General features: G+C 46.5%; 10 protein-coding genes and 1 pseudogene. 3 read left to right on the forward strand and 8 right to left on the reverse strand.

Going from position 1 to position 12,964, the window contains the following annotated elements; translation table 11 throughout:
• Positions 1 to 13: 13 nt before the first annotated feature.
• Complete coding sequence (locus EXN75_RS13245; RefSeq protein ID WP_134844171.1) at positions 14 to 2,203, forward strand: S9 family peptidase; 2,190 nt, start codon at positions 14 to 16, stop codon at positions 2,201 to 2,203.
• Positions 2,204 to 2,394: 191 nt separating this feature from the next.
• On the forward strand, positions 2,395 to 2,664 hold the full coding sequence (locus EXN75_RS13250) for a PqqD family protein (protein ID WP_022109687.1): 270 nt from the start codon (positions 2,395 to 2,397) through the stop codon (positions 2,662 to 2,664).
• Positions 2,665 to 2,930: 266 nt separating this feature from the next.
• Here the strand turns inward: EXN75_RS13250 and EXN75_RS13255 are convergent, their stop codons facing one another.
• The 7 genes from EXN75_RS13255 to EXN75_RS13285 form a co-directional block, all read right to left on the reverse strand.
• Positions 2,931 to 3,419 (reverse strand): S24/S26 family peptidase, encoded by a 489-nt coding sequence (locus tag EXN75_RS13255; RefSeq protein ID WP_134844172.1) that lies wholly within the window; start codon positions 3,417 to 3,419, stop codon positions 2,931 to 2,933.
• A gap of 1,042 nt (positions 3,420 to 4,461) precedes the next feature.
• Positions 4,462 to 5,373, reverse strand: a complete 912-nt coding sequence (locus EXN75_RS13260) for a hypothetical protein (protein WP_263011509.1) — start codon at positions 5,371 to 5,373, stop codon at positions 4,462 to 4,464.
• The gene (locus EXN75_RS13265; RefSeq protein WP_134844173.1) at positions 5,370 to 5,891 is read right to left on the reverse strand and encodes a hypothetical protein; all 522 of its coding nucleotides are present in this window, start codon (positions 5,889 to 5,891) and stop codon (positions 5,370 to 5,372) included. Before EXN75_RS13265 ends, EXN75_RS13260 begins: the two co-directional genes overlap by 4 nt.
• Positions 5,892 to 5,963: 72 nt before the next feature.
• Complete coding sequence (locus EXN75_RS13270) at positions 5,964 to 6,827, reverse strand: sigma-70 family RNA polymerase sigma factor (RefSeq protein WP_118116939.1); 864 nt, start codon at positions 6,825 to 6,827, stop codon at positions 5,964 to 5,966.
• A 216-nt stretch (positions 6,828 to 7,043) separates the two neighbouring features.
• Complete coding sequence (locus EXN75_RS13275; RefSeq protein WP_134844174.1) at positions 7,044 to 8,507, reverse strand: trypsin-like peptidase domain-containing protein; 1,464 nt, start codon at positions 8,505 to 8,507, stop codon at positions 7,044 to 7,046.
• 490 nt (positions 8,508 to 8,997) lie between these two features.
• Entirely contained in the window at positions 8,998 to 9,432 is a 435-nt protein-coding gene (locus tag EXN75_RS13280; RefSeq protein ID WP_134844175.1) for a Fur family transcriptional regulator, read from the reverse strand.
• 882 nt (positions 9,433 to 10,314) lie between these two features.
• The gene (locus EXN75_RS13285; protein WP_134844176.1) at positions 10,315 to 10,797 is read right to left on the reverse strand and encodes a low molecular weight protein-tyrosine-phosphatase; all 483 of its coding nucleotides are present in this window, start codon (positions 10,795 to 10,797) and stop codon (positions 10,315 to 10,317) included.
• A gap of 164 nt (positions 10,798 to 10,961) precedes the next feature.
• On the opposite strand from EXN75_RS13285, the gene EXN75_RS13290 reads away from it, so the two are divergent.
• Positions 10,962 to 12,821 (forward strand): SLC13 family permease, encoded by a 1,860-nt coding sequence (locus EXN75_RS13290; protein WP_134844177.1) that lies wholly within the window; start codon positions 10,962 to 10,964, stop codon positions 12,819 to 12,821.
• Between the two features lie 33 nt (positions 12,822 to 12,854).
• Here the strand turns inward: EXN75_RS13290 and EXN75_RS13295 are convergent.
• Positions 12,855 to 12,964 (reverse strand): annotated as a pseudogene (locus EXN75_RS13295) (IS982 family transposase); the annotation flags it as partial.

The raw sequence follows: 12,964 nt of genomic DNA on the forward strand, positions 1-12,964 counted from the left end.
TATAAAGAAAACTATGAAGAAATTTTCTATTTTTATTGCAACTATCATGATGGTGACGGCAATGGAAGCTGCAGAGAAACTGGATCTGAAGAGCATTACTTCGGGTGAATTCTCTGCCAGTTATGTGACGGGAATCAATCCTATCGAAGGTACTGATTTGTATGCTTCTATCAGTAATGACGGCAAGCAGATTGTCAGCTATTCCTTCAAGTCGGGCAAGCAGGTGGCTGTCCTCTTTGATATTCATGAGGCTCAGGCTCCTTTCGAGTCTATTGATGGATATGTGATGAGCCCTGACGGCAAGCAACTCCTGATAATCACCAAGAGCAAGGCTGTGTACCGCAGATCTTTCAAGGCCGAGTATTTCATCTACAATATCGCCAGCAAGAAGCTCCGCAAACTTTCTGAAGGCGAAAACCAGCAGGTGGCTACATGGTCGCCTGATTCCAAGCACATCGCTTTCGTAAAGGATAATAATCTCTTTGTCTTTGATGGCGAAAAGGAAACGCAGATTACTTCCGATGGCAAGTTTAATGAAATCATCAACGGAATTCCTGACTGGGTTTACGAGGAGGAATTTGCTTTCAATAGGGCGTTTGCATGGAATGCTGACGGTACTTCCATCGGCTGGATCCGCTTCGATGAGTCGCATGTGAAGACTTACTCTCTCCAGCTTTTCGAGGGAGCCAAGCCAGCACATCCTGAGTTCCACGATTATCCGGGCGAGTATTCCTACAAGTATCCGAAGGCGGGTCAGGATAATTCCAAGGTGAGTCTCTGGAGTTATGATCTGAAGGCTGGCAAGACCATCCGCCTTGATGTTCCGGTAGATGCAGACGGTTATTATCCTCGCATCAAAACTTCGCCAGACCGTAACTGTCTGATTGTCTATACGATGAACCGCCATCAGGACGATATGCGACTCTATTCGGTCAATCCTTTCACGGGTGCCAGCAAGATGCTCATCAAGGAGAGCGTGCCTAAGTTTGTGAAAGAGGAGGTGATGGAGAACAGCATCGTGGGCAAGAAATATATCCTCATGCCAAGCGACCGCGACGGCTATATGCATCTTTATCTCTACGATATGAACGGCAAGCTGATTCGCCAGGTAGAGAAGGGAAATTATGATGTGACCGAGATTTACGGAATGGACGAGAAGGCCGGGGACGTGTACTTCCAGGCTGCGATGATCAATCCGCACGACCGACAGGTATATGTGGCTCACAAGAATGGTAAGGTGGAGCGACTCACAGATGCGGAGGGTTCTAATGCTGCCAATTTCTCAGGCGATTTCAGATATTTCGTCAATACCTGGAGCTCTTACAGCCATCCACAGGTGTTTACCGTGCGCAGCAACAAGGGTAAGGTTATCAAGATGCTGGAGGACAACAAGGAACTTTTGGAGAAGACTCAGAAATACAACTGGGGCAAGCGTGAGACATTCTCGTTTACTACTTCTGAGGGTGTGAAACTCGACGGTTGGATGGTGAAGCCTGTTGACTTTGATGCCAACAAAAAGTATCCTGTCATCCTGTTCCAGTATTCCGGTCCGGGCAACCAGCAGGTTCTGAATGCCTGGAATACGGGCAGTATGGGCCAGGGTGGTGCTTTCGACTATTATCTGGCTCAGGAGGGTTTCATCGTGGTTTGTGTAGATGGTCGCGGAACGGGTGGCCGTGGTGCAGAATTTGAGAAATCTACTTATCTCAGACTGGGCGATCTGGAGTCTAAGGACCAGGTGGAGACGGCTCTCTACATGAGTAGTCTGCCATATGTTGATAAGGATAATATCGGCATCTGGGGCTGGAGTTATGGTGGTTTCAATACGTTGATGAGTATGAGCGAAGGCCGTCCTGTGTTCAAGGCTGGTGTGGCTGTGGCACCTCCTACCTGCTACCGTTTCTATGATACGGTTTATACCGAGCGCTATATGCGTACTCCTCAGGAGAATGAGGATGGTTACAAGGTGAATCCTATCGAGCGTGCAGACCGCTTGCATGGTGCCCTGCTGATTTGCCATGGTGTGGCTGATGATAATGTGCATCCTCAGAATACCTTCGAATATTCAGAGGCGCTGGTTCAGGCAGACAAGGATTTCAAGGAGCTGTTTTATACTAACAGAAACCATGGTATTTATGGTGGCAATACGCGCAATCATCTGTTGAGACAGATTGCAGATTGGTTTAAGAGTCACATGAAATAAAAAGGAAATTTCCCTCGGGAAAATCGGTTTCTCCGGGGGAAATTCTTCGGAAAAAAATTGGTTCCTTTCGAGGGGGAAATTCTTCGGTTGGAAATAGGTTCCTTTCGAGGGGGAAATCTTCGGTTGGAAATTGGTTCCTTTCGAGGGAAGAATAGAATATAAAAGAATAAGAATAAAAAAAATAAGGAAAGATGAAAGCAAAACCAGGTTTCAATCTCCGTGTGGTTTGTGGTGAGAACATCATCGTGGCAGAGGGAGAGGAGAATATTGATTTCAGCAATATCATTAGTATGAATGAGAGTTCTGCTTATTTATGGCAGAATATCCAGGGCAAGGAGTTTACTCATGAAGACTTGGTCGGTCTGCTGACTCAGGAGTATGAGGTGGATGAGGCTACGGCGATGAAAGACGTGAAGGCTCTTACCGAATTATGGTTGCAGGCTGGAATTATTGAAGCATAAATCAAGCGTTTGTGCTTCGGTTTAGTTTTGGATTATAAATCAGGCGCTTTTGCTTTGATAGAAGTTCAAGTCTTGAAGCATAAAGGCTTAGAATTATAAATAATAAAAAAGCGGGATTATCTTTTGGAAACTGAAGATAACCCCGCTTTTTATTCTAACATATTCTGCGTATCCACATATTTCTATATGTATCTCATATTCAATAATAGATTCTGCATATATCTCATATTCTCCCTATTCTCTATATTCTTCGTATTCTCTATATCCTACATCGGTCCAAGAATCGGAATCCAGATTCTTCTGTAAGCGGCAAGAAGATATCTGCGGATAGGGAAGAGGTGCATCCAGAGAGCCGAATAAATTTTCCACTTTTTGCTGTCTGTTCTGTCCAGCTTCTTTCTGCCCTTGCGGTAAAATCCAATTACGGATGCTTTCACGTCTTCTATTCTGCATTTTTCTATGCCTAAGTTTCCATCTCCTCGCAGTATTACTTCCTGGTCCTGAATCTTGATGATGCGATGAAGCACGTAATGTCTGTAGCTGATTTCTGCCAGTACTGCATCGCCTACTTTGATGTCTTTAGCCTTGGTCAGCAAGGCCTTGTCTCTGTTGTCTTCCAGGAACGGGCGCATGGAGTAACCGCGCAGCAGCAGGGTTACGGTATGACCTTCTTCCAGCAGTTTCACGATCTCTGGGAGTAGTTGGGCGTTGGCAAACTGTATTTCTACAGTCTTTATGGAATGATTATCTTGCATCGTTTTTTTATTATTTTTTTGTCACGCGGATTTTTATTCTGAATTTTTTCATCGGGATTTTTTCATCGGATGACACGGAATTTATTCGGAGATTTCCTGCTGCGGCGATTACTCACGGATTTTCGCAGATGCGATCTGTCCGGTCGTTGCAGATACCCCTGAGGTTGGAAAAAGTCCCACAGATTTCACAAATTTACACAGATTTTTCTTGGGACGATTTTTTGTCACGCAGATTTCGCAGATGACGCAGATTTTTTTCTCATCGGGATTTTTTTCATCGGATGCCACGGAATTTATTCGGAGATTTCCTGCTGCGTCGATTACTCACGGATTTTCGCGGATGCGATCTGTCCGGTCGTTGCAGATACCCCTGAGGTTGGAAAAAGTCCCACAGATTTCACAGATTTACACAGATTTTTCTTGGGACGTTTTTTTGTCACGCAGATTTCGCAGATGACGCAGATTTTTTTCTCATCGGGATTTTTTTCATCGGATGCCACGGAATTTATTCGGAGATTTCCTGCTGCGTCGATTACTCACGGATTTTCGCGGATGCGATCTGTCCGGTCGTTGCAGATACCCCTGAGGTTGGAAAAAGTCCCACAGATTTCACAGATTTACACAGATTTTTCTTGGGACGTTTTTTTGTCACGCAGATTTCGCAGATGACGCAGATTTTTTCTCATCGGGATTTTTTTCATCGGATGCCACGGAATTTATTCGGAGATTTCCTGCTGCGTCGATTACTCACGGATTTTCGCGGATGCGACCTGTCCGGTCGTTGCAGATACCCCCTGAGATTGAACAAAGAGATTCACCAGAGATTCCATAGAAAATCTGTGTATATCTGTGAAATCTGTGGGACAAAACCCTCCCACGAAGAAAAATCTGCGTCATCTGCGAAATCTGCGTGACAAAAAACAACAGGAGCATATATAGGGCGCGAGCCATTGGCCAGCGGCCAAAGTTCTGCGAAAATCCGTGAGCAATCTGACAAGCAAGAATGCCTCCGATTCCTCCGTGAAATCCGATGAAAATTTTGTCACGCGGATTTTCCTTCACCTTCTTTGATGGCAATCGCCTGATTACAAACTTCGGCAGCCTCCCGGTTGGGCAGGCAATGGAGAGTGTAGATGTTGGAGGTCTCCACCAGTCGGGTAATCGTATTGCAGATGTCGTTGAAAATATCCTGATCCCATTTCATGCTTGAACAGGAGGGCAGGAGAGAGGCGAAGGCTTCGATAGGCGAAAGGCGCTCCACCCAGTTGGAACTGTCGCGGTCGATGCGTGTGATGGCTCCCAACTTGGCTTTCACGTTGCGATAGCAAGGGGTTTTGCCGCTCCACGGACTGCCGTAGATGTAAGGCTCTCCGTCGATGAATCTTATGATAGGATTGTCGTCGTTCATGAGGTCGCATCCCTTCAGATATCTCAGCCACATGCTTACCTGTGTACTCTTTCCGGTTCCGCTTTTGGCGATGAATGCGTATCCGTATCCGTTCTGTCTTACCAGAGATGCGTGGATGAGGAGAGTCTGCAGTCTGCTGCCGGCAAAGGCGAAGATGAGCATCAGGGCGTTGTTCAGTCCGAAGCAACGCATGTTGTAGTTGCCGTTCAGGGCGCATCGGCAGTCGCTGAAGTCCTTGTTGGTTTGCAGCAGGCAGCAGCTGGCCCCGTTGATGTCCTTGATGATATACTGGTAGCCTCCGTTGTCGAGTCTATCCACGATGGTATCTCCGTTTCCCGTGTCGAAAGCCCTGATTCTCTTGCGCTTATCCTTGGGGTAGGGTTTGAGGGAATCATCTACAAGCAGGCTAAAAAAAAGATGACCCTCCAAAGTGTTGACTCTGAAGGGTTCGAATGAGGTCAGGAGTCGCATGCTGTTGAATGGAGACTCTGCAAAACAGATTCTCACGTTCAACTCTGCGATGTTAAAATCATGTGATTCTATCATTTGTTCTTGCGTTGCTTTTTCAGGGCTTTCTTAGCCTTCACTTTCTTTACAGGTTCCTCTATTTCTATAGCTTCATCCATAGGAGCTACAGACTGGAACTGGAATTGCTCCCTGGTCAGTTTTTTGATCTGGAAAGGAGGCAGTTCGCTCTTCTGCTTCTGGTTGTTTTTCTTCTTCTGGTTGTGCGCATAGCGTGTGTAGAGCTTGTTCCACGCTTTCTCCAGTTTCTTCGGGTCGGTATTATATTCCACCATGCATGTGCGGTGCTGCTCTCCGATGTTTGCCAGATAGTCGCGCAACTGGTATGAGTAGTTCTCTCGGCTTACCAGGAAATGATGCTTGCTGGTAAACCATACAGAGTCTAACTCCTGAATGTCTGTGATATAGACTGTGGAGTCGTTGAAAGAAGAAGCAAATCCAAAGACGTATGCTTTTCTCATCTCGTTTTTAGCCTGTGCTGCAAGCGAGATGAGGAGTGTAGCTGCAATAGCTGTGAGTCCGATTTTTGATAATTTCATTTCTATTCTTAAGTTATTTGATAGCCTACTGACCTTCTTTCTGGATAGCCTACAGACTATCTTTCTGATAGCCTACTGCCCCAGATAGGTCTTCAGCAGTTTATTCTTCGTGTTGTGTCGGAGTCTGCGTATGGCTTTCTCCTTGATCTGGCGCACTCTCTCACGGGTGAGATTGTATTTTTCGCCTATTTCCTCGAGCGTCATTTCAGGTGACCCGATGCCGAAGAAGGCCCTTACCACCTTTTGCTCTCTATCGTTGAGCAGTTCGATAGCTCTGTCGATTTCTTTGCGTAGCGATTCCTGTACGAGTGCCTTGTCAGCCATCGGCATATCATTGTCGGCAAGTACGTCCAGCAGGCTGTTGTCCTCTCCATCTACGAAAGGAGCATCCATGCTCACGTGTCGGTTGTTGGCCTTCATGGCTTCCTCGATTTTGTCTTCAGGTAAGTCTATGCGGTCGGCAATCTCATTTACGCTTGGACGGCGCTCGTGTTCCTGCTCAAACTTGTTGAACTCACGGTTTATCTTGTTGACGCTTCCCACCTGATTGAGTGGCAGGCGCACGATTCTACTCTGCTCAGCGATGGCTTGCAGAATGCTTTGGCGAATCCACCAAACAGCGTATGAGATGAATTTGAATCCACGTGTTTCATCGAATTTCTCTGCTGCTTTGATGAGTCCAACATTTCCCTCATTAATGAGGTCGGGGAGGCTGAGTCCCTGATTCTGATATTGCTTTGCCACGGAGACAACGAAGCGTAAGTTTGCTCTTGTTAATCTCTCTAAGGCTCGGCGATCACCTTTCTTGATTTTCTGTGCCAATTCCACTTCTTCATCTACCGAGAGTAGTTCTTCATGTCCTATCTCCTGCAGATATTTGTCGAGTGACGCACTTTCACGATTAGTGATTGATTTTGAAATTTTTAGTTGTCTCATGGTAGCCTTATTTTTTTAAAGTTCTGCAAAAATACACTTTTTGTTCGAATTGACAAAAAAAATAGCAAAAAAAATAGCAGATATTTAAAAAAATACCTGCTATTTTGTCGTTTTTTATATTTTCAAAACCTTATTCTGACGCCTAATTGGAGAATTTTTCTGACTAAATGCTTGTTGGAGCTTAAGTTAACTAATTCTCCTTTCGGGGCGACTGGTTTAGTCTTTCTGCAGAGGAACTGCGAAGTAAGCCTTCTTGCCTGTAGGCCACATACCCTGGATGTAGAGCACAGGGTCCTTGCTGGTAGAAGCGCTCTTCACGGCTTTCTGCAGGTCGTCGAGAGAAGTGATATTGCTGTCGTTGATCTTCTGGATGATGAATCCGCGAGAGATTCCGGCTTCCTTCAAGGCTCCGCTGTTCACCTTCATCACCTCTACACCATACTTGATGTTGAGCTGCTCCTTCTGTGAAGCGGTAATCTGGCGGAAGTTGCCACCCAGCACATCGAGGTCGGCTGACTTGATGACAGAGGTTGTGCCCTGAGCATTCTTCAGCGTGATGGTCTTGGTGATAGCCTTCTTGTTGCGCAGATAGGTGATGGTCATCTTGTCGCCAGGGCGCTTGCCGTTGAGCAATTCCTGGAGTTCAGCCATCTTGGTCACCTTCTTGCCGTCCACCTTGGTGATTACGTCACCTTCCTTCAGGTCGGCAGCAGCACCATTTCCGTCTTCATCCACCTTGGCGATGTAAACACCCTCGTTGGTTCCGAGGTTCACTTCCTTGCCGTTCTCCTTCTGGTTGTTGATATAGTTGAGCACGTCAGAACCCTGTATGCTGAGCATTACGCGCTGTACGCTTCCATATTTCTTGATGTCATCTACCACCTTGTTCATGATGGATGTAGGGATGGCGAAACCATATCCTGCGTAAGAACCGGTCTGTGAGTAGAGCATGGCGTTGATACCTACGAGTTCGCCCTGGGTGTTGACGAGTGCGCCACCAGAGTTACCTGCGTTGATGGCGGCATCGGTCTGGATGAAGCTCTCTACGCCGTTGGCTCCGAGTGTACGTGCCTTGGCAGAGATGATACCGGCAGTCACAGTATTGTTGAGACCGAATGGGTTGCCTACTGCGATGACCCATTCTCCGACTCTTACCTTGTCGCTATCTGCGATAGGGAGGGTAGGCAGGTTCTTGCCGTCCACCTTGATGAGTGCGAGGTCGGTAGTCTTGTCGGTACCGATGATGCGGGCTGAGTATTCGCGGTTGTCGTTGAGTGTGACGGTCAGTTCGTCAGCACCTTCCACCACGTGGTTGTTGGTCACGATATATCCGTCGCTACTGATGATGACTCCCGAACCTGTAGCTTCTTTCTTAGGGGTCTGCACTCTCTGCTTGCGTGTGCCGCCGTTGCCAGGGTTTCCGAAGAAGCCGAATGGGTCGAAGAATCCTCCGAATGGATCGTCCTGCACGTCAACCGTTGTCGTCTTGGAGTTCTGTACGTATTTGATGTGAACTACAGCTGGCAGAGCTTTTTCTGCTGCATAAGTGAGATCTACTGGTTGTCCAGCTGGAGCTGAAGTTGTAGCTGGAGCTGCGTTTACTTTCATGAATGCACCGGCTGAGAATGCGAGTGAACCTGCGCACAACAGAGCCATCACGTAATTTGTTACCTTTTTCATGTCTATTGCTTTTAATTATTACTTTTCTTTTTTATTACTCTAATTGGTTTGCGGCAGCCTCGTTTTTTTTCAGAAGTCCTTGCGAGGGGATTCTTGATTTCAGAACCTCTGCTTTGGTTTTCTTGTTCCCGGAACTCCTTGTGAGGGGATTCTTGATTTCAGGCAGATTTGACTGTCTTGGAAAAACGGTTGCTTCGTCTAACCGGTTGCAAATATAGGAGCAAAAAATGAGAAAGCAATCATTCCGTATTGTTTTTTATCCCGTTTTAACATTTGAATTTAACACTTTAACGGCTCTTAAATTTGAAAAGCCCTAAATTTACAAATCTTATATACTTTGTAAGAAAAAGTTAGTTATAAATATGCAACTAAAAAAGATGAATAGTTAAATGTATGTTAAGCTAAGGATGCTTCTTTTGTTGATTTTAAGGCAATTTTTTGCTGATTATATGGCACATTTGTGCCGTTGTCAGGCAGGTTAATGCCGTTATTATGGCAAGTACTTGTGCTTTTTTCTACATTCCGGGCATTCTCCCTTGATGACAAAGGAAACGGAGTGGGGATAGAATCCTGCTGGTAATTCGAAGCTTGGGATGTGGATGTCTTCCATGCAGAAGGAGCGTTGGCAAGCCTCGCAGTAGAAGTGGATATGACCGTCATGATGGTCGCATTTTCCTTCTTCCTCGCAGAGTTCGTAGTTGAGAATACCTCGTCCGTCTTCGAAGGCGTGCACCACGTCGTGTTCGAGGAAGAGGGTGAGCACTCTGAAGATGCTGGATTTGTCCATGGTCAGCATCTTGTGTTCCATACTGCTGAGGCTCTGGGGGTATTGCTCGCTTGCTAAAGTCTTGAGAACGAGGATGCGGTTGGCTGTAGGTTTGATTCCCTTAGCCTCTAACTTGCTGATAATATCTTGCTGCTCCATTTTCTTTTATATTCTAATTTAAAAGTGTACCACTTCAAAGTTGCTTGCAAAGGTATGATTAAATAATGAAATGACCAAATAAAAAGTATAAAATCATGATGAAGAAAATCTGTGTATATCTGTGAAATCTGTGGGACAAAAACCTTCCCACGAAGAAAAATCTGCGAGAAGAAAAACTCAGCGGAGAAAAAATAAAGAAGCGTACAAGCTTTAAAGACTTGCACGCTTCTTCCATATATTACAAACGTAATTACTTTCTTTATCAAATGAATGCCCGCTTGAAGAAGCAACTCCATTTCTGGAGTTAGCTTATAGAAGCAGCATTCTTTTCATTTAGGATACTTGCTTAAAGCAGCATCCTTTCCGTAGGTTCTGATGCACCAGAGGTAAACCCCCTTAAGCGCAAGAGCAACCACGACCTTTAATCAATGCCTCGCCATACATTTCCATGGCGTTCATGTAGTTCTCAAGTAAAGCTTTGAAAGCCTTCTTGATGTTTTCGAAAATTGTCTTCATACTTGTTATCCTTTAATTAATTAATACTGCAGGCTTCTTTCAGCCTGAATCTTTTTACCACTCATGGAACAGGTAATTACTTACCCATTTCCATTTTGTCGTTTACATTTACAGCTTTAGCAATCATGACTGCTACTACTGCGAGAATCATTACTGTTGTCATCATAATCATTTTCATTTTGCGGAGTCTCCATTTGAGGCTCCAGTTTAACATTATCCTTTTACAATCTCACCTTTTTCGAGTGCAAAGGTAATGCCTGTTTTTTGAAAATCTGTCACAATGGCATGACAAAATGATGAAACGAGGACTTTTTTTGACTCATATCAACTAATCCCGTTTTCGGCTTGATATAGGTCAACAGAAAATTATTCCGTGAGAGACTGCAGCAATCCCTGACAGGCATCCTCCAGGAGAGTGATGACCAGTTCAAAGTCGCTATAGTCGCCATAGTATGGATCGGGAACGGTAGTATATTGGCGATGATGGGTCAGAAAATCAGCCATGCAAACCACCTTGTCCTTATCCGCCTGACAGGAAGCCATGGACGTGATGGCACGGTAATTGTCGTTGTCCATCACCACGATGGTGTCGAAGCGGTCGAAGTCTGATTTCTTAAACTGGCGGGCGTGACTGTTGAAATCATAACCGTGCTCAGCGCCACATTTTCTCATACGGCTGTCGGGCAATTGTCCTACGTGCCAGTTGCCGATACCGGCAGAGTCGATTTCAAACTCGTCGCTCAGCCCCGCTTTTTCTACGAGACTCTTCATGATGCCTTCACCCGCAGGGGAGCGGCAGATATTGCCGAGGCAAATAAATAATACTGTATGTTTACCTTTCTTTGTCATTTTGGAGTTTTAATGTTTCTTTTCCGTCTGCAAAGTTAGTATAATACTTTGATATGAGCAAAGTTTTTTTACCAATTTCTTTGTTTTTTCTGAAAAAGTGCTTATCTTTGCAATCGAAACATGATTTTGTTTCGAAAACATGATTTTAATTCAAATTTTATAGCATGACAATAACGCTTAGCATTTTAATCATTACGGTTGCCATGTTTATTTGGGGCAGAGTGAGGGCCGACATCGTAGCTCTTACCGCTCTGGCAGCACTACTCGTATTCGGAATTCTTACTCCTTCAGAAGCCCTGGCAGGTTTCTCGTCGCCCATCGTCGTCATGATGATAGGCCTTTTCGTGGTGGGTGGAGCCATCATGCAGACGGGACTTGCCAAGCTCACGGGCAATAAGCTCATGGCCCTTTCGCGCGGCAACGAAACCATTACCTTCCTGCTGGTGATGCTCGTCACCTCCTTCATCGGAGCCTTCGTGAGCAATACCGGAACCGTGGCGCTCATGATGCCTATTATCGTGAGCTTAGCGGCAGCATCGGGCATGCAGTCGAGCCGTTTCCTCATGCCCCTGGCCTTTGCGGGCAGTCTCGGAGGAATGCTCACCCTCATCGGTACGCCGCCCAACCTGGTCATCGACGAGGTACTCACGGAAGCCGGATATCAGCCGCTCGCTTTCTTCTCCTTCTTCCCCGTGGGTCTCATCGTCATCGCCATCGGCATCATCGTGCTCATGCCCCTCAGCAAGATTTTCCTCAGCAAGAAGCAGAACGGAAAGAAGAAGGACAAGGCGAAATCGCTCGACGACCTGGTGGATGAATACCAACTGCTCGACAATCTGCATCGCTACATCGTACCCAGCAAGCGCTATGGGGTGGCAGATGAAAATGGCGGGGTGATGGACATCGTGGGCAAGACGCTCAAGGACCTCAGCATACAGAAGAAATACGGGGTGAGCATCATCGAAATCAGAAACGAGAAGAAGTCGAAACTCGGACTCGTGAAGGATGTCAACCAGAACATGGCGAAGAGCAGCAGCACGATTTCCGTACACGATATTCTCTATATTCTGGGCGATGAGGAGAAGATAGAAAAGTTTGCCCACGACTATGGATTGAGAAAAATGAAGGACGTGAAAATCGACTTCTATGACCTCGGACTCACGGAGATAGTCGTGATGCCTACCTCCAATTTCGCAGGCCTGCGCATCGGAGAAGCCAATCTGCGTAAGCGCTTCGGTATCAACGTGCTGGGTGTGAAGCGAGGAGAGGAATATATCACGGATAATCTGATAGCTGCCAAACTGCATGTGGGCGATATGCTCCTGGTGCAGGGCGAGTGGACCAATCTGGCTCATCTCACTTCGGATACTTCCAACTGGGTGGTGCTCGACCAGCCTGAGAAGACTGCCGACAAGGTGCTGCTCGACTATAAGGCTCCTGTGGCTGCAGCCATCATGCTGCTCATGGTGGCGATGATGGTGTTTGATTTCATCCCTGTGGCTCCGGTTACGGCGGTCATCATAGCCGGTCTGCTCACGGTCTTTGCAGGCTGTTTCCGTAATGTGGAGGCGGCTTACAAGACCATCAACTGGGAGAGTATCGTGCTGATAGCGGCGATGATGCCGATGTCCACGGCGCTGGAGAAGACGGGAGCATCGGCGTTGGTTTCGCAGACATTAGTGGCCAGTTTAGGGGCGATGGGACCTACGGCTCTCTTGGCAGGCATCTATTTCACCACCTCTCTGATGACGATGTTTATCAGCAATACCGCCACGGCTGTGCTGATGGCTCCTATCGCCTTGGTGGCAGCCCAGCAGGTGGGTGTGAGTCCTTATTCCTTCCTCTTTGCGGTCACCTTGGGAGCCAGCATGTGCTTCGCCTCCCCATTCTCCACGCCGCCTAATGCGCTGGTGATGAAGGCGGGTGGTTACTCGTTTATGGACTATGTGAAGGTGGGTCTGCCTCTGCAGATTATCATCGGCGTGGTGATGACTTTCGTCCTGCCGCTGCTGTTTCCTTATTAACTGGATATACTTTAAAATAACCCGTTGGCGGAATTAATTTAGCGCATACTTAACCCTGCCAACCGGTCTGTTGTTTACATAATTAATATATTGCAAGACTGTAAATGCGCTGATTTTCCCGATGATTCGGGTAAACAGTCCTA

The organism is Segatella hominis, from assembly GCF_004535825.1.
Lineage (GTDB): Bacteria > Bacteroidota > Bacteroidia > Bacteroidales > Bacteroidaceae > Prevotella > Prevotella hominis.

What these genes read in the sequence shown, in the direction of transcription:
- EXN75_RS13250 (WP_022109687.1), top strand. Translation starts at nt 2,395, where the DNA reads ATGAAAGCAAAACCAGGTTTCAATCTCCGTGTGGTTTGTGGTGAGAAC.
- EXN75_RS13280 (WP_134844175.1), bottom strand. Translation starts at nt 9,432, where the DNA reads ATGGAGCAGCAAGATATTATCAGCAAGTTAGAGGCTAAGGGAATCAAA.
- EXN75_RS13265 (WP_134844173.1), bottom strand. Translation starts at nt 5,891, where the DNA reads ATGAAATTATCAAAAATCGGACTCACAGCTATTGCAGCTACACTCCTC.
- EXN75_RS13260 (WP_263011509.1), bottom strand. Translation starts at nt 5,373, where the DNA reads ATGATAGAATCACATGATTTTAACATCGCAGAGTTGAACGTGAGAATC.
- EXN75_RS13285 (WP_134844176.1), bottom strand. Translation starts at nt 10,797, where the DNA reads ATGACAAAGAAAGGTAAACATACAGTATTATTTATTTGCCTCGGCAAT.
- EXN75_RS13245 (WP_134844171.1), top strand. Translation starts at nt 14, where the DNA reads ATGAAGAAATTTTCTATTTTTATTGCAACTATCATGATGGTGACGGCA.
- EXN75_RS13275 (WP_134844174.1), bottom strand. Translation starts at nt 8,507, where the DNA reads ATGAAAAAGGTAACAAATTACGTGATGGCTCTGTTGTGCGCAGGTTCA.
- EXN75_RS13290 (WP_134844177.1), top strand. Translation starts at nt 10,962, where the DNA reads ATGACAATAACGCTTAGCATTTTAATCATTACGGTTGCCATGTTTATT.
- EXN75_RS13255 (WP_134844172.1), bottom strand. Translation starts at nt 3,419, where the DNA reads ATGCAAGATAATCATTCCATAAAGACTGTAGAAATACAGTTTGCCAAC.
- EXN75_RS13270 (WP_118116939.1), bottom strand. Translation starts at nt 6,827, where the DNA reads ATGAGACAACTAAAAATTTCAAAATCAATCACTAATCGTGAAAGTGCG.